Source organism: Alienimonas sp. DA493 (assembly GCF_043951915.1).
GTDB lineage: Bacteria > Planctomycetota > Planctomycetia > Planctomycetales > Planctomycetaceae > Alienimonas.
This window is the reverse complement of sequence record NZ_JBINJD010000001.1, coordinates 21600-48059: the sequence shown is the minus strand read 5'-3', so window position 1 is coordinate 48059 and position 26460 is coordinate 21600. Positions and strand designations below refer to the sequence as shown.

The following is a 26460-nucleotide window of genomic DNA, read 5'->3' as shown; positions in this document are numbered from 1 at the left end:
GAATCCGTTCCGCCGGCCGCTCTCCTGAAGGAAACGCCGAACCGCCCGCCCCCTACCATGTCGCAGATCGCCCGCCTTTCCGCCGAAGACCGCGACGACCTTGTCGCGTACCTCGACGGCGAATTGGAGGGCGAGGCGAACGACCGCATCAGCAAGGCCCTGGCCAGCAGCCCCGTCGCCCGGAACGAGGTGGAGATGCTGACCCGCACCTGGGACTTGCTCGACCTACTCCCCGCGGCGAACCCGGACCGCAACTTTACGGAACGCACGCTCGCCGCGGCCCGCTCGCTGGACGAAAGCGTGCCGCTGTCCGAGCGGCCGGCGGTGCACGTCGCCCGGGGGGCCGTACTCGTGGCCGTCTGGGTCGTGGGGCTCGCGGCGGCGGGGGCCGTCGGTTACCTGGCCGCCGCGGAGTGGGCGCCCGGCCCCAACGACGCCCTCGTGCGGGACGAACCGGTTCTCCGCGATCTGCCCCGGCTCCGCGACGCCCAGAGCGAAGCGTTCCTGAAGGAACTCAGCCGCTCCGGCGTGCTGGTCGACCTCCCGCCGGACCTCAACCCGGACGCCCCCGCGTCGCCGACGGAATGATTCGCCCCCTCCTCCCCCGCTCCCCCCTGCCGCACGCGATCTCGGCGGCACTGTGGTGCGTCGTCGCCGTCGCCCCGGCCGTGGGGCAGGACGCCGAAGCCGCCAGCCGCGCCCGGATCGAGAACCTCACCGCCGAGGAGCGGGCCGCCCTCCGCGACCGGCACGAGGCGTTCCTCGCCCTGCCGGAGGCCGAGCGGGAGCGCCTGCGCTCCCTGCACGCCCGGCTGGAGGCGGAGGGGCCCGCCGGCGAGTTGAACCAGACGCTCAATCGTCTGCGGGCCGTGCTCGCGCGGCTTACCCCGGCGGAACGGGCGGCGATCGAGTCCGCGGAGACGCCGGCCCAACGCGTCGTCCTGCTCCGCCGCGTCATCGACGGCTACCGCTCGATTCCGGCGCCGCCCGAACGGTTCAGCGACCTCTTCGACCGGGAACCGGGTGAACGCTCCCCGACCGACTGGCCGCGGGAGGAACTGATCGAGGAAGAACTCATCGCCCTGCTGGCGGAGCGGTCGAGTTTGTCGCGGCTGACCGGCGACGATCCGCTGGCGGCGCCGCGGCCGGAACGGCTGTTCCGGGTGCTCGAAGCGGCCGCCACGACCCGCGGCAGTCTGCGGCCCCGCACGGCGGAGGACTGGCTGCCGGACCCGCTGCTGAGGGAACTCGACGCGCGGCTGACCGCCCGCGGGCTGCCGGGCCTGAACCGATGGTTGGACGGCGACGGCGAGGGGCGGGAGTTCGCCGTCCGGTTCGCCCGCAGCCAGTTGGTCGGCCTCCTCTCCCGCGCGCTGCGGGAGGCGTGGACCGTGCGCGTCGGCGGCGAAGACGGAGAGCGGTTGCTGCCGTATCTCGCCGCCCGCCCGGACCGGGACGCCGTGTGGAACGTCCTGCGGGACGCCGGCGGCGCCGCCCAGGCGGAGATCGCTGAACGGATGGTCGAATCCGGCCCCGCCGAAGAGAACGGCGGCGTCGCCGGCCTCTCCGAGGAGGAACGGCAGGCCGCCGTGCGCGCGTTCCAACTGGCCGATCGTCTCCGCGATCTGAGCTTCGGCATCCGCCGCTTCGGCCGTCGCGGGAACGGCGATCGACGCCCGCCGGATCGACGTCCCGACGAGCGTCGCCCGGACGGTCCCCCCGGACCGCCGGACCGCGAAGGGCCGCCGGAACCACGGGGCGAAGGCCCGCCGGATCGACGCGGTCCCCGCCCCAACCGCTGACGCGGATCGACGGCGCTCAGTCGGAGGTCTCGGCGTCGGACGCGTCCGGCTCGGGCGCCGGCTCACCTTCGGCCGGTTTCGGCGTCTCCTCCGCGTCCGCCTCCTCCGCGGGCGCCTCGCCGGCGGCCTCCTCCGTCATTTCAGCGCCGTTTTCGTCCGTCGACGCCCCGGCGACTGGCTCCGCGTCCCCCTCGGCGGGGGCGGGTTCCGGCGCCGTCTCCTCGGCGCCGCCCGCCGCGGGAGCTTCCGCCGGGGCCATCGCCTCCGCGTTCTCGGCGGGCTCCTCAGCGGCGGCGTCCCCTTCCCCTTCGGCCTCGTCCTCGGCCGGCGGGGGGAACTCGCCCAGGGAAGCGTACGCCGACTGCAGCACTCGCCCGTCCGTCGTGTCCTCCACCCAGGCGACCACGCTGAGCTTCGTGAGCTGTAACGGCGTCTCCGGGAACCGGCGGCCCTCGCCCTGCTCCTGCTCGTAAGCGGAGATGTAGGCCCGCAGTTCGTCCCGCAGGTCGGACACGGACGAGTCTAGGCGGAAGCTCAGGGCGCCGTCGCCGTCCGGCCGCACGCCGGTGGCGCCGGTCGGCAGCGAACGCACCAGCATTTCATGGGTCCGTACGCCGTTGGGGGCGGCGTAGAGCGCCTCGTCCTCCACGACGGCGACGTGCAGGCGGTGGTCCGGCGTGAACGGCTCCTCACGCTCGGCGGAGATCTCCGCGGCGAACCGTTCGCCCTCGCTCGAGGTCATGACGTTCACCGTCGCCCCGGCCGGTTCGGAACGACGATTCCCGACCGCTTCCACCAGGGCCTCGTAAGCGTCCGGTGCCGCGGCGACGGGGCCGCCGACGGCGAACTCCGGCTGTTGGCCGTCGATCAGGAGCGTCGGCGTCCCCCGCACCTCGACGGCGGCGCCGCGGGCCACGGCGTCGGCGTTCGTCAGCGGGTCCGGGCCGGGGATGTGCAGGTGATACTGGATGACCAGCAGATCCTCCCGGGGGAACGTGTCCGCCAGGGCGGCCGTCGCCATGTCGGCCGCGACGCAGGGCGGGCACTGGGAGCCGGTGAACAACTCGGTCAGCACCGTGCGGTTCGCCTCGTCCGCCGGGCGGGCCTCCGTCGCCAGATCCTTCGCCAGCCGGCGGTAGGTCTCGGCGAGCAACTCGGAGACGGCGTCCGGGTCCTCCAGCTCGTCGTTCAGCCGTTGCCGGGGCTGCTTGATCTCCTCCGCCAGCGCCTCCCGTTGGAGCAGCGGTTGGATGAGGAACGCCCCGTTCGGGATGGACGCGGCCTCGGCGAACAGGGCGCGGGCTTCCTTCGCGTTGCCGGCCCGCCGCTCGGCCTCGCCGAGCAGGTGCACGACCACCGGGTCGAGCGGATTCGCCTCACGAAGTTCCCGTAGCTCCTCCCGACCGGCGTCGCCGCCGAAGCGGTAGAGCCCCTCGGCCAGCCGGTAGAGCGTCGCCGGCACCTCCGGCCGCTCCTCGCGGAGGGTGCGCAGGTTCGCCAGCCCGGCCTCCGCGTCCGTGGCGGCGAGCGTCATCGCCTCTTCCACCCGCTTCGAGAGCGCCTGCTGATCCGCGATGCGATCGACGTTCGCCCGGAAGGCGTCGAACTGCTCCCGCCAGCTGTCGGCGGTGTCCTCCGGCGCGGACTCCGGCAGGGCCTCGACGGCGGCGGCGAACTGCGCGTCGGCCAGTTCGCGGTACTCCGGTTTGTTCAGCAGGATCGCCCCGGCGGTGCGGCGGGCGTCGGCCTCGGCCCAAGCGCCCCAGCCGGCAGCCCAGCCGGCGTAGTCGTCGGCGAGTTCCTTCAGCGTCTCCGCCGGCCGGCCCCGTTGGGCTTCGGCGGCGAGGGCCGTCGGGAACAGCGTGTAGAAGGCGGGCACGTACGGCCCCTGCTCCGCGGCTTCGGAGATCTTGTCCCCCATCTGCGCCAGGCCGCCGAGGGCCTGCACGATTTGGGCGTAGCTCTGGTCGCTCAGCGTCTCGGGGCCGGGATTCGGCTCGCCGGGCGGCAGGGGGGCCAGCGCCGCGGGGGTGATCGCGCTGCCGGTGGCGTCGTGCAGGGTGCCGACGACGGCGCCCGGCGTCGGTTTTCCCTCGAAGGTCAGCAGCCCCTGGTCGTCCTCCTGACCGGCGATGGTGAAGGAGACGGCCTCGGCGTCGGCCTGGCGGAGCGTCACCTGGGGCTTGAGGCTCTGAAACCGCTCCGTGGGAACGAACGCTTTGAGCTCGGGCTCGCCGTCGCCCCCGGCGATCGTGAGGGAGCCGAGGTTCGAGACCTGCTCCCCCCGCGGCGTGAGCAAACGGAAGGTGCCGTAGGGCGAGATCGGCTTCTCCGGGGCCTGCGGCCCCGCGGGGGCGTCCGCGGCGGCGTCCCCGTCGCTCGCTTCCGCAACCGTTTCCTCCGGCGTCGCGGCGGGTTGCGGTTCCTCCTCCCCGCCGCCGCACCCGGCGAGCAACCCCGCGGAAAGGAGGGCGGCGAGTAGCGCCGGGCGGGCGGGGCGGAGCGGGAAACGGAGCATGCGGGACCGAGAATGAGGCGTCGTTCGCCCCATCTTACGGCGTCGGCGACATTTTCGCGGGCGCGGGGGGCGAATCAGTCGGTCCGGCGCCGCCTCCGCAGCGGCTCAGGCGACGCCGAGATCCCGCCGCAGGTCGTCCAACGCCTCCGACAGCCGGGCGACGCGGTCGGTCAGTTCCGCCAGATCGCTCCGCAGCTCCTCGTTCGCCTCCCGAAGCGACGCGAGTTCCTCGGCGTCGACGGCCGGAGCGCCCGTTTGGCGGGAGGCCGCGGCCGGTTCGCCCGCGGCGGGGGCGGCGGGCGGCGCTTCGTCCGGCGGGTAGAGGGCGTGGTCGACCGTCGCCCCCCGCCGCTCGAGCGGGCCGTCGGCGGAGACGAAGCCCATCTCCATCAAGCCGTCCACCGCCTCCCGCAGTTCGTCCAGCGAGGGGATCGGCACCATCCGCGACGCCCGGGCCCGTAATTCGCCCAAGGTCTGCCGGCCGCGGAGCATCAGCTCGGCCAGCACGGCGATCTGCGGCTCGGTGATCGTCAACTTCTTGCGAACTAGGTGCCGGTACTTCGCCGCCCGACCGCCGGCGGTGTGGACCTCGGCGACGAGGCCCAGCTCGGCGAGGTCGTCCAGCGTTTCCAGCGCCGCCCCCTCGGTGTAGTTCGTCACCGGGTCGCGGTTGGAACTCTGGTTGCACCCGGTGACGACCGCCTTGAGCGTCAGCGGGTAGGAGCCGGGCGTGGTGAGGCCCTTTTCGATCAGCGTACCGACCACCCTCCGCTGGGGGCGGGTGAGGGTCTTCAGCGGGGGGGAGTCGTCTTCAGCGTCCATGGGGCTGCTCCGTCGGGGGTGAGGAGCGGGACGGTGACCGTTGGAGCCGGCCGCGGCAAGCGGAGCGGGGCCTTCGCGGTCCACAACCCTCCTCATCCCTCGCCCGCGCCGCCGATCGCTGCGGGCTCGCCCGGCCGGCGGGGTTCTCTAGGATCAGGAGTCGTCGCCTTCTCCGCCCCCGGTGCCGCGTGTCGATTCCCCTCCGTCGTCTCCCCCTGTTCCCCGCCCTGCTGACGGGGCTTGCGGCCTGTGCCGGCTGCGGGCCGGGCGGGGAGCCGGTCGAGCCTGTGACCGTCGACGAGACCGGCGGGCGGATCGAAGCCGTGAGCGACGCAGCCGCGGGACCGGCCGTCGCGGCGTTCGACCCCGCGGCGCCGGCCGTGCCGACGCCGGAGATCGGTTGGCCGCAGTTTCGCGGGCCGAACCGCACCGGCGTCGGCGTCGGCACGAACCCACCGACCGAGTGGGGCGAGGAGAAAAACGTCCGCTGGGCCGTCGACGTGCCCGGTCGCGGCAACTCGTCCCCGGTCGTCGACGGCGGTCGTGTGTTTCTGACCGCCGCGGACGAGGAGACGCAGACGCAACTCCTGCTCGCCTACGACCTCGCCAGCGGGGAACAACTTTGGCGGCGGGAGGTCGCGTCCGGGTCGCTCCCGCTCCGGCAGATGCACAATGAGGGGACGCACGCCTCCACCACGCCGGCGGTCGCCGACGGGGTCGTGTACGTCTCGCACCTGCACGACGGGGCGCTGTGGGCGTCGGCGTGGACGGTCGACGGGGAGAAGCTGTGGGGCGAGGAGCGGGTCGGCAATTTCGAGATGAAGCACGGTTACGGCGCGAGCCCGGTACTGTACGGCTCCGCCGTGATCGTCGCCGGGGACAACCTCGGCCCCGGCTATCTGGTGGCGCTGGACCGGGAGACGGGCCAAGTCCGCTGGCGGACGCCGCGGGAGCCGCAGGACACCTACGGCACCCCGCTGATCGCCTCGCTGAACGGGCAGGACACGCTCGTCATGGCGGGGAACGACGCCCTCGACGCCTACGACCCGGCCGACGGATCGCCGCTGTGGTCGGTGGCCGGCGTGACCGAAACCGTGGCCGGCTCGCCGACCTGCGGACTGGCGCTGGTCGACGGGGCGCCGCGGCCGGTGGTCCTCGCCTCCGGCGGGTATCCCGGCTCGGAGACGCTGGCCGTCTTCCCGCCGCGGGCCGGCGAGACCGAGCCGACCGTCGCCTGGCGGAACCGCGACAAAGCCTACGTGCCGAGCCCGCTGATCTTCGACGGGTACGTCTACATGACCGGCGACGACGGCCGCACCTGGTGTTACGACGCCGGGACCGGCGAGACCCTGTGGAAGACCCGCATCTCCAAGCCGCTGTTCCGAGCCTCGCCGGTGGCGGTGGGAACCGGGGAGGACGTCCGGGTGCTGCAAACCAGCGTCGCGGGCGTCACCACCGTCTACCGGGCGACGTCGGAGGGATTCGAGAAGCTGGCGGAGAATCAACTCGGCGAGGAGTGCTACGCCAGCCCGGCGGTCGTCGGGGACGCGCTGCTGATCCGCTCCGCCAGCGGCCGGGGGGCGGACCGGCAGGACCGCCTCTATTGCATCGCCGCGGACTGAAATTGCCTGCGGCGCCGCCGGACGGCCGTCACTCCGTCCCGCTGATGATCCGCACGTAGCTGTCGTAGCGCTGCCGGCTGATCGCCCCGTCCAGTACGGCGGCCTTCACCGCGCAGCCGTCCTCGTGGGTGTGGGTGCAGTCGGGGTACTTGCAGTGCGGGATGTGAGGCTGGAATTCGCGGAAGTACGCTTCCACCTCGAAGTCCGCGACGTCCCAAAGGGCGAACTGACGGACGCCGGGGGTGTCTGCGACCCAGCCGGCCCCGTCGTTCCTGGCCCCGTCGTCCCCAGACTCGCGGTCGCCGGCCCCGCCGGCGGTGAGGCGAAGGAGGATCGCCCGGCGGGTGGTGTGGCGGCCTTTGCCGGTCCAGCCGCTGACTTCGCCCACCCGCAAACTCCAACCGGGCTCCACGACGTTCAGCAGGGAGCTTTTGCCGACGCCGCTCTGCCCGGCGACGACGCTCTGCGAACCGGCCAGCAGCGTGCGAATGCGGTCCACCCCCTCGCCGGTGCGGGCGCTGGCGAGGACGGTGGGATAGCCGAGGGATTCGTACAGAGCCGCCAGGTCTTCCAGCCGCGACCGGTCCGCGTCCGGCAGGTCGCACTTGTTGATTGCGATCGCCGCCCCCACTTCGCCTTTTTCCGCGCTGACGAGCATGCGGTCGATCAGGGCCGGTTTGAGCGGCGGGTCGGCGGCGCTGGCGACAATGACCACCTGATCGACGTTGGCGACCAGCACGTGCTCCCGGTTCTTGTGCTCCCGGGAGATCACGCCGTGTCGCGGTTCGACTCGCTCCACGACGGCCATCTTTTTTTCCTCCCCCCCTTCCGTCTCGCGGACGCCGGCGGCCTCCTGCGGGCGGATCAGCACCCGGTCGCCGGTGACGACGGCGTTGCGGCCGTCCCGGGCGAGGGTCCGCAGCACCCGGCGAACAGTGCACTCGTAGCGTTCGCCGCCCTGTTGCCCCTCCGCGTCCTCCGTCTCGACCAGACAGTGCAGGCCGATTGCGGAGACGACGCGCCCGGCGAGGCAGCCGGCGACGTCCACGTCGCGGATCAGTTGGCCGTCGCGCTCCTCGGCGACGACGGTGCGGCGGCGGGAGAGATCCCCCTTGCCGGAGAGCCGCTCCGTGCCGGTGAGGGCGTCCAGTTCCTCCGGTTCGGTCTCTTCCCCGCCGACCACGGCGGCGGGGGCGGCGTCTCGGGTGAGATCGTTGACGCGGGTGCGGTTGCCGCGGTTCTTGCGGAACTCGAGCCGGACCTTCTTGCCCGAACCTTTCCCGGAGCGTTTGTGAGCCATCAGCGAGGGAGGTGCGGGCGGGCGTCAGTCATCGTCGTTCCCCAGCAGCATGCGGAGGGCCTCGTCCTCCTCCTCGTCGTCGTCGGCCGGGGGGGCGTAGGGGGCGTACGTCTTCGGTTTGGAGCGGGTCCGATCCCGATCGGCCGGGGGGCGTTCCGGCTTCTCCAGACCGGCGAGCTGCATTAGGCTGCCGCCGAACTGGTTGCCGCCCATCACCTCCGGAACCGGCCCGTCGCCGGCGGGGGTGTAGGCGATCTCATACTCGTGCTTGGCGATCCGCAGCAGCGTGCCCGGCGGCAGGGCGCTTTCCATGCAGCGGTTGCCGTCGACGCGGATGCCGTTGCGGCTGCCGAGGTCCGCGACGTGCCAGTAGCCGTCCTTGAGCGTCAATTCGCAGTGCTTGCCGGAGACGTTGTTGAACGGCAGCACGACGTCGCACCGCGAACTGCGGCCGACGACCAGCGGCGAGCGGCGCAGCGGGATCGGGTCGCCGCCGCCGGTGGGGGTGAGTTCTCCCAGCAGGTCGGCAGGCATCGGGCGTCGGGCACGGCGGGCGAAACGGGCGGGGGGAGGGCAGAATACGCGCCTCGTCCGCTGACGCCACGGGGGCGGACCCCAGCGGCGTGAGGATGGTTCACCCCCGGCGATCGGTTAGACTGCCTGTGCCGGAGCGGACCGGACGGTCGCGGCGGGGCGGCGCTTCTTCGGGAGCGTCGCACCCGTCGAGGAAAGTCCGGGCTCCACAGGACAGGGTGGTGGGTAACGCCCACCGGGCGACGCGGCCCCTTCGGAGCCGCGGAAGCCCCGGGCCAGTGCCACAGAAAGCAAACCGCCGAACGGCCCGTTCTTCCCTCGGGAAGGCGGGCGCGTGGTAAGGGTGAAAGGGTGCGGTAAGAGCGCACCGGGCCGGCGGCGACGTCGGTCGCACGGTCAACCCCTCCCGGAGCAAGGCCGAACAGGGCGGAGGCTCGGTCCGAGCCGTTCGACGTCCGGGTGGGCCGCTTGAGGGCCGCGGCAACGCGGCTCCCAGAGAAATGACCGTCGCCCCCCGTCGACCGGTTCGCCGGCCGCGGAGGGAACAGGACCCGGCTTACAGGTCCGCCCCGGCTTCTTCTTTTCCGTCCCGGATTGCGCCCGAACCCGCCCGGGCCGGCGGGGCGATGACGACGCGTGCGGATGTAGCGGTTGGGCCGCGGCGGACGGTCCGTTCGGGAGCGAAGCGACCGCGGGGGTTGGGCGACGCTCCCGGCGTGGTCGATAACGACACTTCCCGGTCTGTCCGCTCCCGTTCGCCGCCCGCATGTCGTTCCCCGCTCGCCGCCGCCGCCCGTTGAGCCTCGCGGCCGTGGCGGCGACGTTGGCGGGCGTGACGCTCAGCGGGGCCTGCGTGGGGTGCCGGTCCGCCGGCGGGAGCGCCGTGGTCGACGCTCCGCCGCCGGCGTCGGTTCTCCCCGCGGCCCCTGCGGGGGGCGCTGAGACCGACGTGCAGTTCGTCGGCCACTGGGACGACCTGCCGGTGCTCGCGCCCGAGGCCGCCCCGCTGCCGGCCGCCGCCGACGAGCATTGGGCGACGCGGACGCGTTCCGGTTCCGTGGACTCCTTCTGAGAGCCCGCTCGGCGCGGCGTGCGGCGGGACCGGCGGGCGGCGTTGCGGATTCATGCGGCGTCGATAGACTCCGAAACCCCTCCCGGACCGTCCGGCGGCCGCCGGCCGCGTCGCCGGCCCCGCGGGATCCCGACTGCGGATCCCACTGCGTTCGCGGCGGCCGTTTCGGCCCGGCCGCCGCGGACGGCGGACCGGCTCGCCCGGCCGAGGAAAGAACGCCCCGGTGCAAACCAAGATCGCCGTCCGTCACGGCCAGCTCAACGACGCCACCCGTGACTTTATCACGGGCAAGTGCGACAAGCTGGTGCACCTGTTTGAGCGGGTGACGGAGATCCTCGTCACCGTGGAGTTCGAGCACGCCGGCGACCGGGTTCGCGTTGAAATGCTGGTCGACGCGGAGCACAAGCACGACTTCACCGCCCACTGCGAGGGGACCGAGGTCACGCCGACGTTCGAGTCCTGCCTGCATAAGATGGAGCGGCAGCTCCGCCGCTACAAGAAGCGGATTCAGGAGCACCACGGCGACCCGTCCGCCCGTCAGGTCGCCGGCAACCCATTCGACGAGGAGGACGACGAGGGCGACGAGGACGACGACGTGGGCCTGCCCCCGGCCGCCAGCGAGGCTGAGCTCTCCGCCCCGCCGGGCGGCGTCGCCCAACCGCCCTCCGAGTCCTGAGTCCGCTTTCGGTTTCGAGGCCGATTTCGGTTTGAGCCTCGTTCCGTCCCGAGCCTCCTCCTTTATCCTTCCGTACTCCCCCGCCCTCCCGGCGTCTCCCCCGCGGCCCCGAACCGCACCCGTCGCCATGAACTTGCTCGACTTCGTCTGTACCGACGCCATCGTTCCCGATCTCAAGCCGGCCGGGAAGGAAGACGCCATTGCCCAGTTGGTCGCCTCGCTCAAGAACTCCGGCAAACTGCCGGGTGACGAGGAGCCGGCGATCGTCGCCGCCGTGCTGAAGCGGGAGGAACTGGGGTCCACGGGGATCGGCAACGGCGTCGCCGTCCCGCACACCAAGCATCCTGCGGTGGACCGGCTGACGGCCACCGTCGGTCTGGTGCACGAGGGGATCGACTTCGCCAGTCTCGACGGCGAGCCGGTCTACATCATGATCCTGCTGGTCAGCCCGCCGGAGAACACCCGCGATCACCTGCGGGCGTTGGAGACGGTGTCCCGTCATCTCAAGAACGACACCTTCTGCAACTTCCTCAAGCAGGCCCAGACCGCCGAGGAAGTCGTGGAGCTGCTCCGCGAGGCGGATGAAGGCCGCATCAGCTAGGCCCTCCCCGCCCGTTCCACCGCCCCCTCCGAGCAGGATCGGTCGCCCGCGGCGGCGTTCGGCCGCGACGACCTTCACCGAGACCGGCGGCCCCCAGCGCACGCGGTTCGCCTTCACCCCCGAGACGATGGCCGACGAGAGGAACCCCGCCGAACAGGCGGACGACGTAGCGACCCGGACCGTCCAAGTCGGCAGTCCGGACGGGCTGCACCTGCGTCCGATCACCCTCGTGACGCAGAAAGCGGCCGGCTACCCGTGCGCCGTCACGGTGACGAAGGGGGACGCCTCCGCGGACGCCAAGGCGATGATCCAATTGCTGACGCTCGCCGCCGCCTGCGGCGACGAGGTGACCGTGACCGCCAAGGGCCCGGAGGCCCGGCGGGCCGTCGACGAAATCGCCGACCTCATCGCGGCGACGAACCCGGAGTAGATCCGACGCCGCGTCTCCGCCGGCCCCGGCCCCGGCGGACGGCGTTCCGCGGCACGCCCGAGGGAGGGGGCGCCTCCGCGAGACCCGGGAAGCGGGCGGTTCCGAAGTGGCCGGCGGTCGACTTTCGGGGCGGTCGCCGCTTTTGAGGACTCGGTCGGCGGCCCGGCCGGCTGCGGACTGCCGCCCCCGTCTCGCCGGCTGTACACTCCTGCTTTCGGGGTCCCACCGGCTCCGGCCCCGTCCCCCTGCCCTTCCACCCGCAAATGCTGCTCAAGCGAGGGATCGCCGTCTCCCCGGGAGTGGCCGTGGGCCCTGCTGTTGTGCTGGGCGTGGAGACGTTCCGGATCCCCAGCCAATACGTGCGGGTCGACGCGGTCGAATCCGAACTGGATCGACTGGATCGGGCGCTGGAGCGGGTCGCGGAGGAGATCGGCCAGAACGAACAGATCGCCGTCGACCGGCTCGGGGCGCAGTACGGCGCCATCTTCGCCGCCCACGGACAGCTCGCGCGGGACGCCAGCTTCCGGGAAGAGGTGCGGACCTACATCCGCAAGAAGAGCTACTCCCCGGAATTCGCCGCCAGCCGGGTGATCCGCAAGTACACAAAAGCCCTGCAGGAGATGGGCAACCCGCAAATGGCGGAGCGGGCCGCCGACCTGTTCGACCTGGAAAAACGGGTCCTCCGGGAGCTGCTCGGCCAGGGCCGGGACGAGCTGAAGAACCTCACCCACCCGGTCGTCCTGCTGGCGAAGAACCTGACGCCCAGCGAGACGGCGTCGCTCGACCGTTCCAAGATTCTCGCCTTCGTCACCGAAGGCGGCGGCCGGACGAGCCACACGGCGATCCTCGCCGGGGCCCTGGAGCTGCCGGCGGTCGTCGGCGTGGGGCGGTTCCTGTCGGACGTGGCCGGCGGCGAGACCGTCATCGTCGACGGGCAGCGGGGCGAACTGCTGATCGACCCGGACGAGGAGACCCTCGCCGACTATCGCCGCCGGGCGGAGGCCCGCCGGACGGAGTCGATCCGGCTGCAGACCTACCGGGACGTGCAGCCCCGCACCCGCGAAGGGGAGCGGGTCTACATCATGGGGAACATCGAGTTCCCCGAGGAGGTCGGCCACTGCACCGACCGCGGCAGCGACGGCGTGGGCCTGTACCGAACGGAGTTCCTCTACCTGCAGGGCGACGCGGAGCCGACCGAGGAGCAGCACTACGAGGCCTACTGCAAAGTCGTCACCGCGATGCAGGGGCGGCCGGTCGTCATCCGCACGATGGACCTCGGCGCCGACAAGCTGACCGACAGCATGCGGCGGGGCGTCGCCGGGCACCTCGACAGCGCCCTGGGCCTGCGCAGCATCCGCCTGAGTTTGCAGAACCTGCCGTCCTTCAAAACCCAACTGCGGGCCATCCTGCGGGCCAGCGTCTGCGGGGACGTGCGTGTGATGTTCCCGCTGGTCAGCACGCTGCTGGAGCTCCGGCAGGCGAAGATGGTGCTGGCCGACGTGATGGAGGACCTCGAAGAGGAGGGCGTCCCGTTCCGCCGCGATCTGCCGGTGGGAATGATGGTCGAAGTGCCCAGCGCCGCGTTGCGGGCGGACGACTTCGCCCGGGAGGTCGACTTCTTCAGCGTCGGGACGAACGACCTGATCCAGTACACCCTCGCCGCGGACCGGGCCGACCCGGACCTGGCGACGCTCTATTCCGCCGCGGACCCGTCGGTGCTCCGGCTGATCCGCCTGATCGTCGAGGCCGCGGCCCGGCACGACGTGCCGGTGACGGTGTGCGGGCAGATGAGCAGCGATCCGAAATTCCTCCCGCTGCTGTTGGGCCTCGGCATCCGGCAGATCAGCGTCACGCCGCACGTCATCCCCGAACTGAAAGATCTCGCCGGCCGGCTGGACCTGCCCGGGTGCGAGGGCGTCGCCGCCCACGCCGAGGGGCTGGAGCTGGCCCGCGACGTCGAAAACTTCCTCCGGGACGAGGTGGAACGCACCCGGGCCGGCCGGGCCGAGCCGGACGACCGCGTGGCGCTGGTGCGTCCTCAGCAGCCCGGCCGCCGCGATCACTGGGCGGGGGCCGCCCGGTGAACGGCCGCCGCCCCCGCCCCGTCAGCTCGCACCGGTCCGCGCCGGTTCGCCGGGCTCGTCTCGCACAACTGCACACGTCGCTTCCCGCGGCGGCGCCGGGATCGTCCGCGATCCCCGCCGCCGCGCCCGTCTTTCCGACGGTTCGACCCCGCTTTACGCCCCGCCGCCGGCCGATCGCCGCGCGTCGGGGGCGTTCGCCCGTCCCCCGGTACCCCGCCGACGCCGCCGCTCGCGGCCCGTCGTCGGGAGCGCTCGGGGGGACGGAACGGACGACGGGGATCGGCCGTCATCTTTCCATTTCTACTGAAAGGTGCGTGCCCCGTGAAAAAAGAGATGCTCGTCAACGTCCTCCAGCCGGAGGAGACCCGCATCGCCATCGTCGAGGACGGCCGGCTGGAGGAGCTCTACCTGGAGCGCTCCAGCGGGGATAACCTCGTCGGGAACATCTACAAGGGCAAAGTGGTCAACGTCGAGCCGTCGATTCAGGCGTGCTTCGTGGACTTCGGCGAGGGCCGCAACGGCTTCCTGCACGTCTCCGACGTGGAGTACCAGTACTTCAAGCACCTCCGGCCGGACGGCGACCCGGACGACGATTTCGACAACCGCCGGAACGGCCGCGGCGGGGACCGCAAATCGCAAAGCAAGCCGCAGATTCAGGAGATCCTCCGTCGCGGCAGCGAGGTGCTGGTTCAGGTCATCAAGGAGGGCCTCGGCAACAAGGGACCGACGCTCTCCACCAAGATCAGCGTGCCGGGCCGGTACCTCGTGCTGATGCCCAGCCTCGGGCGGGTGGGCGTGTCGCGGAAGATCGAGGACGAGGACGAGCGGCGCGAACTCCGCCGAATGCTGCGGGACATGAACCCGCCCAAAGGCGTGGGCTACATCGTCCGCACCGCCGCCCTGGGCCGCTCGCAGAGCGACCTGAAAGCCGACCTGACCTACCTCACCCGGCTGTGGCAGTCGATCGCGGAGAAGGTGGAGAACTCGAGCGGCGTCTGCACGGTGCACGAGGAGACGGACATCATGATCCGCACCATCCGCGACACCTTCGACGACAGCATCGACGCGGTCCACATCGACGCCGAGGACGCCTACAACCGGGCGAAGGACTTCATGGAGTCGATGATGCCGAAAATGGCGTCCCGACTGCATCTGCACGAGGACAACGCGCCGTTGTTCCAGAAGCACGGCATCGAGGACGAGATCGCCAATATCCAGCAGCGCCAGGTCCCGCTGAAGGGCGGCGGCTCGATCGTGATCGACCAGACCGAAGCGCTGGTGGCGATCGACGTGAACAGCGGCTCCGCCCGCGGCGCCAAGGACGCCGAGGAGAGCGCCTACAAGGTGAACCTCGCCGCCGCGGCGGAGATTGCCCGCCAGCTGCGGCTCCGCGATCTGGGCGGGGTGATCGTCAACGACTTCATCGACATGCGGGCCGAACGGCACCGCCGCGGCCTGCTGCGGGCCTTCGAGCAGCACCTCGAACGCGACCGCGCCCGCACCAAGGTCTCCCGACCCAGCGCCTTCGGCCTGGTGGAGATGACCCGCCAACGCATCCGCCCCTCCCTCGGCCGGGCGCTGTACAACGACTGCCCGTGCTGCAACGGCACCGGACAGGTCAAGACGCCGGAGAGCATGTCGATCGAAGTGATGCGCGTGCTACTGGCCGCCGCGGGCGTGAAGAACGTCGCCGAGCTGACCGTCACCGTGCACGAGGCCGTCGCGGACGATCTGAACAACCGCAAGCGGCGGGAGATCATGCACCTGGAGGAGGATCGCGACATCCGGATCGCGATCAGCGCCAAGGCGGACACCCACCCGGAGTTCCTCGCCCTCTCCGCCGTCGACGACAACGGCCGGGCGGTGAAGAACCTGCCCCCCCTTCCCTCGCGGGGCGGGAAGTAATCGCGTAGAGTGTCGCTCCAACGCCGAGGCCCGGCCGGGCCTCGGCGTTTTTCACATCCCCCTCCGACGCCGCGCCCGGATTCATCCCGGCCGGAACCGAGCCCCGGCGCCCCGCCGGACGAAAGAGCCATGTTCGCGATCATCGAAGACGGCAGCCGCCAGTACCGCGTCGCCCCCGGCGAGAAGCTGTCCATCGACTACCGCCGCGACGCCGAAGAAGGCGGCACGATCACCTTCGACCGCGTGCTGCTGGCCAACGGCGGCGGCGCCAGCGCGATCGGCGCCCCGCTGATCGAAGGCGCCACCGTCACCGCTGAGGTGCTCCGCCCGCTGGACAAGGGCCAGAAGCTGGAGATTCAGAAGATTCGCCGCCGGAAGAACTCCCGCCGGCACACCGGTCACCGCCAGAAGTACACCACCGTGCAGGTGACCGCCCTGGACGTGCCGGGCCTTGAAGAGAAGTCCGAGTAACGCCGGACTCAACCGTGAACGTGCAACGTCCCGGACCCACCGAGGGTCCGGGACGCTTTCTTTTTGCCCCCGCTCAGGCGGCGCCGGTCGCGTCCCCGTCGCCGTCGGCCCCCTCGGCGATCTCCAGTTCGCCGCTGCTGACCGGTTCCGTACTGCGGCGGAACACTGCGCAGACGTCGGCGATCGGCACGACGAACAGCCGATTGTCCGCCTCCAGGTCGACCGGGATCGCCCGCTTGGGGTGATACAGCACCTTGTCGTATTTCCGGACGGGAAAGTCCGCGTCCCGTTCGACCATCGCGCTGATCTCCACGACCCGGCCGGTGATGGTCGGAATCTCGGCGTCGCTCGGCAGCACGATCCCGCCGCGGGTTTGTCCGCGGCTCTCGTCCTTCCGGACGAGGATGCGGTTTCCGACGGGTTCGACGTACTCGTTCGGCATCGGCCGGGGGAGCGAAGGGATACGGGACCTTTATCCTACGGCGAGATCCGGCGACGGCGAACGATCAACCGCCGTTCGTTCCCGCCGGCCGACGCCGCGGGGGCCCGTCAGGCGGGGCGGGTGAACGCCGCGAGCTGCGGACGCGGCTCCGGCTCCGTGACGCGTCTCGGCTCCTCCCGATCGGCGGCGGCCTCCGCGGAGGCCGGGGGATCGTCCGCGGACGCGTCCTCGTCGTCCCCCTGCTCCGACGCCGGGCACCGGCGAATCAGGGAGCCCATCGGTCCGGCCAGCAACGCCGGCAGGAGCACCACGTCCGCGATCAGGGCCGCGGCGATCAGGGCCGACATCAGCCAGCCGAACCGGCTGACCAGCAGCAACTCCGCCGGGGCGAGCATCAGCAGGCCGATGCCGACGATCAGGCTTGTCTGCCACAACGCCGGACCGCATTCGTGCAGGGCGTGAGCGGCCGCATCCTCCCGGGACAGCCCGGCCGGGGCGTGTCGGAACGCGGCGACCAGGTGCAGCGTCCCGTCCACCGCGATGCCCAGCGCCACGCTGGCGGAGATCATCGTGCCGATGTCCACCGGCACCCAGAACCAGCTCACCAGACCGAATACCGCCGTGACCGGCAGGATGTTCGGCAGCATCGCGGTCAGTCCGGCCCGGACGGAGCCCAGCACGATGCTCATCACGACGGCGATGACGGCGAAGGCGAGGCCGAAGCTGTCGATCAGCCCTTCCAACACCGCCTCCTGCGTCCGGAGGAACAGCGGCACGAGGCCGGTCACGGCGTAGCCGGCGCCGGGTTGGTCCTTCAGCACGTCCGCCGCGGCGGCGTGCAGGTCGGCGGTCAGGTCGGCGTAGTCGACGTCGGTGAGGATGTTCGCCTGGGCGCTGATCCGCCACAGCTCGTCCCCCGGCGCCGCCATCGGCTCGTCGCCGTCCACCGACGGGCTCGCCGTGTGGGCGGTGGTGAGAAACGTCGCCGACGACGGGTCTTCCTGAACCCGCAACTGCGTCTCGCGGGCCCGGCGGAAATAGCCGATGCGGGCGAACCGTCCGGCGTCCGGGGCCAGCGGCTCCGAGGGCGGCCGGAAGCTCGCCAAGGAGATCGCCCCGCTGATCTCCGGGTGCGCCTCGATGCGTTCGGCGACGGCCCGGACCAGCTCCATGCGGTTCGTGAAGGACTGTTGCGGGTCTTCCAGAGAAGCCTGGTCGAATCGCACGACGACGTCGACCGGGACCACGCCGGTGATGCGGTCTTCAAAGTAGCCGTAGTCCTGCACCACCGGGGCGGTGGGCGGGAAGTACTTGATGACCTTCGTCTCAGTGCGGAACCGCGTCAGCCCGGCGGAGCAGACCGCGGCGGCCAACAGGCAGCCGCCGATGACCGGCAGCCGCCAGCGGGTCAGGCCGGCGGCGTACTTCTCCCAAAGAGAGCCGGCGGCGCCCCGGCCCGACGGCGGCGGGGCGAGGTGTTCCAATAGCGCCGGCAGACCGAACAGCACGACCGCCAGCATGATCCCGCAGCCGATCGACGAATAGATGCCGAACTCCCGCACCGGCACCAAGGGGCTGACGCCCAGCGACACGAGCCCCACCGCAGTCGTGGCGGCGGCGAGCGACGTCGGCGTGCGGGCGACGGACAACGCCCGGGCCACGGCGTTCCCGCGGCCGTCCTCGGCGGCGTGTCGGTAGTAGTTCACCAGGTGCACCCCGGCGCTGAGCGTGAGCACCGTCAGCAGGGAGGGCATCACGACCAGCACCATGTTCATGCCCCCGCCGGTCAGCGGGACGATGCTGAGCGCCGTCAGCACCGTGAACAACGTCGCCCCGAGCACGCACAACGAGACCCGCAATCCGCCCAGCAGCCAGAAGGCGAGCCCGGAGGAGACGAGGAACGACAGCAACACCGGGCTGCGTTCCCACAGCTTCCACACGGGCGCCTCCCGGTTCAGGGCGGTGCGCTTGAGCGCTTCGTTCAGAGCAACCGCCGTGACGGTGCGGCCGCCGATCCGCAGGTCCTCCTTCGGCACGCCAATCGCTTCCGCGGCGTCTTGCAGGGCCGCGACGGTCGCCTTCGGGTCGGCGGCGCCGGCCTCGGAGAGGGTCACGGAGACCGCAGCGGGCTGACCGGGCACGCGGAAGACCTCCTCCACGTACGGCCGCCCCTCCGCGTCGCGGACGCCCTCAGCGGCGGTCCGGGCCGCCGCCAGCGTCTCCTCGGAGGCGTCCATCCGCGGCCAGCGGACGGTCAGGTCGTGCGGACCGGCGACGGGAAAGGTGAAGTCCGGTTCCCCGTCCGCGTCGCCCGTCGTCGGATCGGCAGCCGCCGTGGAGAGGTCGCCGTAGGGGGAGACGTCGACCGCCGGGGCGACCTCCGGTTCGACGTTCGCCGCGACGCGAACCGCCGCGGCGAGGCGTTCCGCGGCGGTTGCGGGATCGGCTTTGCCCGCCTCGGTGAGCACCACCCGCAGGGGGCCGCCGCCGACCAGCAGGCCGGTGACGCGGTCCACGGCGTCGTCCGGATCGACGCCGGTTTCGACCATGCGGCCGGCGAGCCCCGTGGGCGTCACGACGTGGGCGATCAGGCGACTGCCGCCGCGGGGGATGCCCTCTTCGTCCCGTCGGCCGCGGATTGCGGCGGCGTATTCCTCCAGCTTCGGGTCGCCCGCCTGCACGCCCGGCCAACTGAGGACCAGCGTGTCCTCGTTGGGAAAGTGCTCTTTGAACCAGGCCAGCCGGGCGGCGTCCGGGTCGCCCTCGGGCAACCAGCTTTCGACGTCGTTCTCGAGGTGAATCTGCGACAGCCCCCAGCCGACGACCGGCAGGACGAGGCAGAACGCCGCGAGGGCCCAGGAGGCGCGGGGGACCGCCGGAGACCGGCGGCCCGACCGATCGTCGCGGTCCGCGTTCGGGGGGGAGGCCGGCAAGGGACGTCCGTGGGATTGCGGGCGGGAAGCGGCCGTCGGGCGGGGCCGACGGCGGGGAATTGCGATTATTGCTCGCCACGCCCTTCGCCCCAACCCGGGTCTGCGGACGGCGGCCCCGAACGAACGATTCGGGCGCCTCCTCCCCCGCGCGGTTTCCCGACCCGCGGAAACCGCGTGAGCCGCGCAGATCCGCCGGGCGGCCCGCGCCGGTCAGAGAAACGCGGCCATCACGCCGTCGGCGACGAAGCGGCCGTCGCGGGTCAGCCGCACGCCGGCCTCGTCCGACTCGACCAGCCCCCGCCGGCGCTGTTCCACCAAATCGTCCCCGAGCAGGTCGTCAACGGCGGAGCCGGTGCGGCGGGCGAAGTCGTCGCTGACGACCCCCTCGACCCGCCGCAGGTTCAGCATGACGAGCTCCCGGGCCCGCTCCTCCGGGTCGAGAGTTTCCTCCTCGATCCACGGCGGCTCGCCCGCCTCGACCCGCCGCAGCCAGCCGAGCACCCCGCGGTGGTTCATTCGCCGCACCCCGCCCAGCAGATTCGCCGCCCCGGGGCCGAACGCCTCGAAATCGTCCCCGCACCAGTAGGCCCGGTTGTGGCGACACTCGGAGCCGGGGCGGGCGTGACTGCTCAGTTCGTATTGGCGGAATCCGGCCGCGGCGGGGCGATCCATCGCGGCGGCGTACATCGCCCGCTCCGACTCCTCCGGCGGCGAAATCAGCTCGCCCTTTCGCCGCCGGGACCAGAAGGCGGTGCCCTTCTCGAACGTCAGCCCGTAGGTGGACAGGTGCGTCGGCTCCAGGGCGAGGGCGGCGTCCAGCGTCGCCTCCCACCCCGCGAGGTCGTGCCCCGGGACGGCGTAGATCAGATCGAGCGAGATGTTCTCGATCCGCCGCCGCACGGTCTCCAGCACGCGGGGCACGTCGGCGGGGGCGTGATCCCGTTCGAGGACTTTCAGAGCGTCGGCGTCGAACGACTGCACCCCGAGGCTGACGCGGTTCACGCCGGCGTCCGCCAAACAATCCACCAACTCCGGGGTGACGTCCGACGGGTTCGCCTCGACGGAGACCTCCGCCCCCTCCGCCAGCCGGTACCGGCGGAAAACGGCGGCGAACAGCCGGTCCAGTTGCGGGCTGGTCAGCCGGGTCGGCGTGCCGCCGCCGAGGAACAGGGTGTCCAGTTCCACACGACCCCCGGGCGTCGGCGGGGCGACGCGGTCGAGTTCCCGATCCAGCGCGGCGAGATAGCGGTCGGCGAGATCGTCCCGGCCGGCGACGAGCGTGAAATCGCAATACCCGCAGCGGTGCCGGCAGAACGGGACGTGGACGTAGACGGAGCGATGCACGGACGGACCGCGGGGGGCGGGGGACGAATCGAGCATCTTAGGCGCCGGGCGGCGGCGCCGCCCGTGGGGGAGCCGCTTCCGCCCCGGGGCAGCCACCGGAGACCGCGGGGGAAGGACCGGGGGAGGCTCGGCGGAGCGGTCCGTAACCTGTCGGTTCGCCGCTCGTCCCTCCGCCGGCTCGATTGATGTCCGCCTTCCCCCGTGTGTCCGCCCCCGACAGTTCGCTCGGCTTGCTGAGCGAAGGCTACGAGTTTATTTCGAATCGTTGCCGGCGACTGGGGACGGATGCATTCCGCTGTCGGCTGATGCTCGCCCCGGCGATCTGCGTGCGGGGCCGGGAGGCGGCGGAGATGTTCTACACGCCGGGCCGGTTCACCCGGCAGGGGGCGGTGCCGGCGACGGCCCTCACCTTGTTGCAAGACCGCCGCAGCGTGCAGACGCTCGACGGGGCGGCCCATCATCACCGGAAGGAGCTCTTTCTGGAGTGCCTGTCGGCGGAATCGGTGGGAAACCTCGTTGGGCGTTTCGAACGAGAATTCCGAGCCGCCGCCGACGGTTGGCAGGACGAAGAGGGCCCGGTGGAACTGCTCGGCGAGTTGGAAGCGATTCTGACGCGGGCCGCCTGCGACTGGATCGGCGCCCCGGTGACGGGCGAGGAGGCGGAGGACCGCACGCGGGAGTTCGCCGCGATGATCGACGGGGCGGGGGCGATCGGGCCGCGCAACTGGCGCGGCCAGCGGCTGCGGCGACGGACTGAGCAATGGGCGGCGGACCGCGTCCGGGCGGCCCGGTCCGGCGCGGCGGTCGCCGCCGACACGCCCCTCGGCCGCCTCGCGGCCTACGAGGACGCCTCCGGGGAGCGGCTCGACGAGGCGGTGGCGGCCGTGGAGCTGCTCAACCTGACCCGGCCCGTCGTCGCCGTGGCCCGCTTCATGGTCTTCGCCGCCCTGGCGCTGCACGAGCGCCCGGACCGCCGCGCGGCGCTGACGGACGGCGCCGCGGAGGAGAGCCACGCGGTCGACGGGGCCAGGCAGGCCTTCGCGCAGGAGGTGCGGCGGTACTACCCGTTCTTCCCGGCGGTGGGCGGCAAGGTCCGGGAACCCTTCGAGTGGCGCGGCCGGCGATTCGAACGGGACGAATGGGTGTTGCTCGACCTGTACGGCACGAATCACGACGCTGATGCCTGGGACGAACCGGAGAGGTTCCGTCCCGAACGCTTCGCCCACGGCGGGGCCTGCCCGCACGCCCTGGTGCCGCAGGGGGGCGGACCGCTGCGGGAGGGCCACCGCTGCCCCGGGGAGGACGCGACGCTGGCCCTGCTCCGCTCCTTCCTCGGGCTGCTGGTTGACGCCGTGCGGTACGAGGTCCCGCCGCAGGATCTGTCGGTCGACCTCTCCCGCATTCCCGCCGAGCCGGCCAGTCGCTTCCGCATCGCCGACGTCCGCCTGATCGGCTGAGCGGCCGCCTACCAGGCCGGACCTGCGGGCCGGGGCGGGTTGGCCCAGTGGCCGCCGGGGTCTTCGCCGCGGACGAGCACCCCCTTGGCGTTCCACCCCTGCCCCGCCCGGACGTCGGCGGAGCAGTACCGCAGCGTCAGGCCGCAACGGCGGCGGGGGCCGGGGTTCGCCTCGCTGCCGTGCAGCAGCAGATCGCTGTGCACGCTGCACGTGCCGGCCTTCAACTCGTCGAGGACTTCCTCGCCGTATTGCTCCGCGTTCGGCACGACCTGATTGAGGGCGGAGTGATCCTCCGGCGTGCTCTCCCGGTAGGTGAGGTGCCCGCTGTGGTGCGAGCCGGCGAGGAACCGCATGCAGCCGTTGCCCTCGTCGGCGTCGTCGATCGCCAGCCAGATCGTGACCGCGTGACTGGGGGAGAGCGGCCAGAAGCTGGCGTCCTGGTGCCAGCCGACCGCCGTGCCGTCGCCCGGCATCTTGCAGAAGAAGTGCGAGCCCCAGCCGACCACGTTCTCGCCCAGCAGGTCCGCGGCGTAGGCGACCAGCGTCGGGTGGGTCAGCAGGTCGTAGACGCCGCCGTGGGCCAGATGGGCGGTGGAGAGCGAGTAGCTGTCCTTCCCGGCGGCCAACGCGTCGGCGAGCAGCCCGTCGAAGTAGGCGCGGATGCGGTCCGCCTCCGCCGGATCGAACGCCGGCAGCGGGGCGACGAAGCCGCGATCGTTGAACTGCGCGACCTGCTCGGGGCTCAACACGGTCGCCGCGTGCGGGTCGGCGGGACGGAACCGCAGGTCGCGGACCTCGCCGGAAACGTCCGGGGTGGCGTCGAAGGCGTCGAAGGCGACGGGGGCGGCGGGTTGCATGGCGGGACGGCGCGGGGGCGAGACGCGCCGCAGTTTGAGGTAAGGCGACGTCGCTCGCTATGCTGAGGTTCCGTTCGGCCGACTCGCCGGGGCCGCTCACCCCGCGAGGGAATCGCCATGCTCCCGATGTTTCAAGCGCAAACTCAGTCCGCGGGCGCGGCCCCGCCTGATCCGGCTGAGCTCTTCACCGACTACGACCTCGGCGGATTCTTCGACGAAACCGTCGCCGAGGACCGCACCCCCCGACCGGCCAGCGAACGCCTCTGCCGACGCGTCGCGGAACTCGCTCCCGGCGATCTCGCCCGCCGCCAGGCCGCCGCGGAGACGGCGATGCGGCGGCTGGGCATCACGTTCAGCGTCTACGGCGACGCCCGCGGCAAGGAACGGATCATTCCGTTCGATATCCTTCCCCGGGTCATCACCGCCGAAGAATGGCGAACCGTCGAGCGCGGCCTGAAGCAGCGGATCGTCGCCCTCGACCGATTCATCGGCGACGTCTACGGCGATCAGAAAATCCTCAACGACGGCGTCGTCCCGCGGTCGGCCGTGGAGAGCGGCGAGGGGCTGAAAAAGCCGTGCATCGGCCTGAAGCCGCCGCGGGGCGTCTGGTGCCACGTGACCGGCACCGACCTCGTCCGCGACAGCGACGGGACGCTGTACGTGCTGGAGGACAACCTCCGGGTGCCCAGCGGAGTCTCCTACGTCCTCCAGAACCGGCGCCTGACGAAGCAGACCTTCCCCGGGCTGTTCACCGACAACGACATCCGCCCGGTGGACGACTACCCCTGGCGCCTGCTGGAGTGCCTGCACTGGCTCTGCGGCGGGCGGGTGGAGAACCCGATCGCCGCGGTGCTCACCCCGGGCATCTACAACAGCGCCTACTTCGAGCACAGCTTCCTCGCCCAGCAGATGGGCATCCCGCTGGTGGAGGGCCGCGACCTGGTGGTGCGGGACGGCTTCGTCCAGATGCGGACCACCCGCGGGCTGCAGCGCGTCGACGTGCTGTACCGCCGGATCGACGACGAGTTCCTCGACCCCGCCGCCTTCCGCAAGGACAGCCTGCTGGGCGTCCCCGGCCTGATGGAGGCCTACCGAAGCGGCCGGGTCGCCCTCGCCAACGCCCCCGGCACCGGCGTGGCGGACGACAAGGTGATCTACACCTACGTTCCGGACATGATCCGGTACTACCTGAACGAGGATCCGATCCTGCCGAACGTGCCGACCTACCGCTGCGGCGACCCGGACGGGTTGAAGCACGTGCTGGCGAACCTCGAAAAGATGGTCGTCAAGCCTGCCAACGAGAGCGGCGGGTCCGGCATGCTGATCGGCCCGGCCAGCAGCGCTGCGGAGCGCGAGGAGTTCGCCGCCCGCATCAAGGACGACCCGCGGGACTACATCGCCCAGCCGACGCTGGCCCTCTCCCGGGTGCCGGTGCTCTGCGATCCGAAGCCCGACGGCGGACTGAACCTCGCCGGCCGGCACGTCGATCTGCGGCCGTTCATCATCCGCGGGCCGGAAACCTACGTGCTCCCCGGCGGTCTGACGCGGGTGGCCCTCACCCCCGGCTCGCTGGTTGTGAACAGCAGCAAGGGCGGCGGCAGCAAGGACACCTGGGTCCTGTCCGAGAGCAGCGGGGGCGGATGAGGCCCGTTCCGCTCTTGCCCCCGTCCCGCCCGCCAGCCTTCGCCCCCCGCCCGTCATGCTGTCTCGAGTCGCCGAATCGGTCTATTGGATGAGCCGCCTCGTGGAGCGGGCGGAGAACGTCGCCCGCTTCATCGGCGTGAACCTGAACCTCTCCCTCGACCTGCCGGGCTCGTCCGGCGAGGGGGAGCAGTGGCACCCGCTGGTCGTCACCAGCGGCGACGACGATGCGTTCTCCCAGCGCTTCGGCGTGCCGACGCGGCGGAACGTCATCCGCTTCCTCGCCCTCGACGCGGAAAATCCCAACAGCGTCCGCAGTTGTTTGGCGACCGCCCGGGAGAACGCCCGCACCGTGCGGGAGTGCATCTCCGAGGAGATGTGGGAGCACCTCAACCAGTTCCACCTGATGGTCGCCGAGGCCTGCGAATCCCGCAACGGCGAGGGGCCCGTCCACGAACCGCAGGAGTTCTTCGAGAAGGTCCGGCAGGCCGGCCAGCAATTCCTCGGCGTCACCGACGCGACCATGACCCACGGCGAGGCCTGGCAGTTCTGCCGCCTGGGCCGCAGCATCGAGCGGGCGGACAAGACGACCCGGATCCTCGACGTGAAGTATTACCTGCTCCTTCCCGAACCGGAGGACGTGGGCACGCCGTTCGATTCGCTCCAGTGGGCCGCCCTGCTCCGCAGCGCCGGGGCCCTGCAGATGTACCGGCAGAAGCACGGTCGGATCACCCCGCGGGACGTGGTCGACTTCCTGGTGCTCGACCTCCAGTTCCCCCGCAGCGTGCTCTCCTGTCTGGCCCAGGCGGACGGCGCCCTGCACGCGATCACCGGCACGCCGTCCGGCACCTTCGCCAGCGCCGCGGAGCAGCGGCTGGGCAAGTTGCACGCCGGGCTGGCGTTCACCCGGGCCGACGAGATCGTCGCCGGCGGCATGCACGAGTTCCTCGACTCCACGCAGCGGCAACTCAATCAGACGGGGGACGCGGTGTTCGAGACGTTCTTCGCTCCGCAAATCAGCTGAGGCCGCGGTACACTGCCCGCCGTCCCCGGACGCTGTATTGCCGACGCCCCCCGCTCCGACGGTTCGCCGTCGCCCGTTGAAGGTTCGCCCATGACGTTTTGTCTCGCGATGAAGGTGGAGGACGGCATCGTCGGCCTCTCCGACACCCGCGTGACGACCGGCAGCGAGGTGATCGCCGCCAAAAAGGTCTCCGTCTACGATTTTCCGCCGCTCGCCGAGGACGCGCCCGGCTATCGCACGCATGGCGGCGACCGCCCGGCGGGTTCCTGCTTCGTGATGACCAGCGGTCTGCGCAGCGCCCGCGACAAGGCCCTCACCTACTTCGAGGACGAGATCGCCCGTCCCGGCCGCACCGTGGAGAACCGGCTGTTCGAGGTGGCCAACCTGCTCGCCTCGCAGATCCGCAAAGTGGCGAAGGAGGACGGCGAGGCCCTCCGCGCGTCGGGGCTGGACCTGAATATCCACGCCCTGATCGGCGGGCAGATGCACGGCGACGATCAGCACCGGCTGTTTCTCGTCTACCCCGAGGGGAATTGGGTCGGCGTGGAGCGGGACACGCCCTACCAGATCATCGGCGCCGGCGGGTACGGCAAGCCGGTGCTGGATCGGACCCTCAAGTACGAGGACCCGATGCGGTTCGCCCTGAAGGTGGGCTGTTTAGCGTTCGACTCGACCCGCATCAGCGCCGCCGACGTGGGGCCGCCGATCGACATCGTGCTCTACAAAAAAGGCGGCTTCCGCACGATCGAACGCCGGTTCACCCAGGCGGAACTCACCGAAATTACCGACTGGTGGCAGGACCGGCTGCGGAACAGCATCCGCCAGATTCCCAGCAATTGGCTGGAACCCCTGCGGGAGATGGTCCCTTCTGAGTGGGGCGACGTGTTCGAGGCCCACCGTCCGGACCAGTACGGCACCTGACCGC

At 71.5% G+C, this 26460-nt stretch carries 22 protein-coding genes and 1 other RNA gene; 15 read left to right on the top strand and 8 right to left on the bottom strand.

The window, feature by feature from the left end:
• Nucleotides 1-57 precede the first annotated feature (57 nt).
• On the top strand, nt 58-588 hold the full coding sequence (locus ACG2DA_RS00225; protein WP_395253439.1) for a hypothetical protein: 531 nt from the start codon (nt 58-60) through the stop codon (nt 586-588).
• On the top strand, nt 585-1802 hold the full coding sequence (locus ACG2DA_RS00220) for a hypothetical protein (protein ID WP_395253438.1): 1218 nt from the start codon (nt 585-587) through the stop codon (nt 1800-1802). The genes ACG2DA_RS00225 and ACG2DA_RS00220 overlap by 4 nt, the downstream gene beginning before the upstream one ends.
• 16 nt (nt 1803-1818) lie before the next feature.
• Here ACG2DA_RS00220 and ACG2DA_RS00215 read toward each other — a convergent pair whose 3' ends face one another.
• Together ACG2DA_RS00215 and ACG2DA_RS00210 are read right to left on the bottom strand one after the other, a co-directional pair.
• Nucleotides 1819-4320: a hypothetical protein gene (locus ACG2DA_RS00215; RefSeq protein WP_395253437.1), complete on the bottom strand. Its 2502-nt coding sequence runs from the start codon at nt 4318-4320 to the stop codon at nt 1819-1821.
• A 105-nt stretch (nt 4321-4425) separates the two neighbouring features.
• A complete protein-coding gene (locus ACG2DA_RS00210) occupies nt 4426-5142 on the bottom strand; it encodes a DUF480 domain-containing protein (RefSeq protein ID WP_395253436.1) in 717 nt (238 codons plus the stop codon).
• Between the two features lie 188 nt (nt 5143-5330).
• On the opposite strand from ACG2DA_RS00210, the gene ACG2DA_RS00205 reads away from it, so the two are divergent.
• Entirely contained in the window at nt 5331-6764 is a 1434-nt protein-coding gene (locus ACG2DA_RS00205; RefSeq protein WP_395253435.1) for a PQQ-binding-like beta-propeller repeat protein, read from the top strand.
• A gap of 28 nt (nt 6765-6792) precedes the next feature.
• On the opposite strand, the gene rsgA is transcribed toward ACG2DA_RS00205, so the two are convergent.
• Together rsgA and ACG2DA_RS00195 are read right to left on the bottom strand one after the other, a co-directional pair.
• Nucleotides 6793-8064, bottom strand: coding sequence for a ribosome small subunit-dependent GTPase A (rsgA, locus tag ACG2DA_RS00200; RefSeq protein WP_395253434.1), 1272 nt, complete (start codon nt 8062-8064; stop codon nt 6793-6795).
• Nucleotides 8065-8088: 24 nt separating this feature from the next.
• Entirely contained in the window at nt 8089-8598 is a 510-nt protein-coding gene (locus ACG2DA_RS00195; protein ID WP_395253433.1) for an FHA domain-containing protein, read from the bottom strand.
• 133 nt (nt 8599-8731) lie between these two features.
• On the opposite strand from ACG2DA_RS00195, the gene rnpB reads away from it, so the two are divergent.
• The 8 genes from rnpB to rplU all read left to right on the top strand — a co-directional run bounded on the left by rnpB (nt 8732) and on the right by rplU (nt 15837).
• An RNA gene (rnpB, locus tag ACG2DA_RS00190) (RNase P RNA component class A) lies at nt 8732-9173 on the top strand.
• A 191-nt stretch (nt 9174-9364) separates the two neighbouring features.
• Nucleotides 9365-9670, top strand: a complete 306-nt coding sequence (locus ACG2DA_RS00185; protein WP_395253432.1) for a hypothetical protein — start codon at nt 9365-9367, stop codon at nt 9668-9670.
• Nucleotides 9671-9893: 223 nt separating this feature from the next.
• Nucleotides 9894-10346 (top strand): ribosome hibernation-promoting factor, HPF/YfiA family, encoded by a 453-nt coding sequence (gene hpf / locus ACG2DA_RS00180; RefSeq protein WP_395253431.1) that lies wholly within the window; start codon nt 9894-9896, stop codon nt 10344-10346.
• Between the two features lie 127 nt (nt 10347-10473).
• Nucleotides 10474-10947 (top strand): PTS sugar transporter subunit IIA, encoded by a 474-nt coding sequence (locus ACG2DA_RS00175; protein ID WP_395253430.1) that lies wholly within the window; start codon nt 10474-10476, stop codon nt 10945-10947.
• Nucleotides 10948-11074: 127 nt separating this feature from the next.
• Nucleotides 11075-11377, top strand: coding sequence for an HPr family phosphocarrier protein (locus tag ACG2DA_RS00170; RefSeq protein WP_395253429.1), 303 nt, complete (start codon nt 11075-11077; stop codon nt 11375-11377).
• 263 nt (nt 11378-11640) lie between these two features.
• A complete protein-coding gene (ptsP, locus tag ACG2DA_RS00165; RefSeq protein WP_395253428.1) occupies nt 11641-13461 on the top strand; it encodes a phosphoenolpyruvate--protein phosphotransferase in 1821 nt (606 codons plus the stop codon).
• 333 nt (nt 13462-13794) lie between these two features.
• Nucleotides 13795-15366, top strand: coding sequence for a ribonuclease E/G (locus tag ACG2DA_RS00160; RefSeq protein ID WP_395253427.1), 1572 nt, complete (start codon nt 13795-13797; stop codon nt 15364-15366).
• 129 nt (nt 15367-15495) lie between these two features.
• On the top strand, nt 15496-15837 hold the full coding sequence (gene rplU, locus ACG2DA_RS00155) for a 50S ribosomal protein L21 (RefSeq protein WP_395253426.1): 342 nt from the start codon (nt 15496-15498) through the stop codon (nt 15835-15837).
• Nucleotides 15838-15910: 73 nt separating this feature from the next.
• Here rplU and ACG2DA_RS00150 read toward each other — a convergent pair whose 3' ends face one another.
• The 3 genes from ACG2DA_RS00150 to hemW all read right to left on the bottom strand — a co-directional run bounded on the left by ACG2DA_RS00150 (nt 15911) and on the right by hemW (nt 20592).
• Complete coding sequence (locus ACG2DA_RS00150; protein ID WP_395253425.1) at nt 15911-16279, bottom strand: co-chaperone GroES; 369 nt, start codon at nt 16277-16279, stop codon at nt 15911-15913.
• Nucleotides 16280-16386: 107 nt separating this feature from the next.
• Nucleotides 16387-19212 carry an RND family transporter gene (locus ACG2DA_RS00145; RefSeq protein WP_395253424.1) on the bottom strand — a complete coding sequence of 942 codons (2826 nt, stop codon included), beginning with the start codon at nt 19210-19212 and terminating at the stop codon, nt 16387-16389.
• Between the two features lie 210 nt (nt 19213-19422).
• Nucleotides 19423-20592, bottom strand: a complete 1170-nt coding sequence (hemW, locus tag ACG2DA_RS00140; protein ID WP_395253423.1) for a radical SAM family heme chaperone HemW — start codon at nt 20590-20592, stop codon at nt 19423-19425.
• A gap of 149 nt (nt 20593-20741) precedes the next feature.
• Between hemW and ACG2DA_RS00135 the strand changes: the two genes are divergently transcribed.
• Nucleotides 20742-22013 (top strand): cytochrome P450, encoded by a 1272-nt coding sequence (locus ACG2DA_RS00135; protein ID WP_395253422.1) that lies wholly within the window; start codon nt 20742-20744, stop codon nt 22011-22013.
• Between the two features lie 8 nt (nt 22014-22021).
• Here the strand turns inward: ACG2DA_RS00135 and ACG2DA_RS00130 are convergent, their stop codons facing one another.
• Nucleotides 22022-22870, bottom strand: a complete 849-nt coding sequence (locus tag ACG2DA_RS00130) for a phytanoyl-CoA dioxygenase family protein (protein WP_395253421.1) — start codon at nt 22868-22870, stop codon at nt 22022-22024.
• Between the two features lie 126 nt (nt 22871-22996).
• Between ACG2DA_RS00130 and ACG2DA_RS00125 the strand changes: the two genes are divergently transcribed.
• The 3 genes from ACG2DA_RS00125 to ACG2DA_RS00115 all read left to right on the top strand — a co-directional run bounded on the left by ACG2DA_RS00125 (nt 22997) and on the right by ACG2DA_RS00115 (nt 26456).
• Nucleotides 22997-24514 carry a circularly permuted type 2 ATP-grasp protein gene (locus ACG2DA_RS00125; RefSeq protein ID WP_395253420.1) on the top strand — a complete coding sequence of 506 codons (1518 nt, stop codon included), beginning with the start codon at nt 22997-22999 and terminating at the stop codon, nt 24512-24514.
• Nucleotides 24515-24569: 55 nt separating this feature from the next.
• On the top strand, nt 24570-25535 hold the full coding sequence (locus ACG2DA_RS00120; protein ID WP_395253419.1) for an alpha-E domain-containing protein: 966 nt from the start codon (nt 24570-24572) through the stop codon (nt 25533-25535).
• A 90-nt stretch (nt 25536-25625) separates the two neighbouring features.
• Nucleotides 25626-26456: a peptidase gene (locus tag ACG2DA_RS00115; protein WP_395253418.1), complete on the top strand. Its 831-nt coding sequence runs from the start codon at nt 25626-25628 to the stop codon at nt 26454-26456.
• Nucleotides 26457-26460 lie beyond the last annotated feature (4 nt).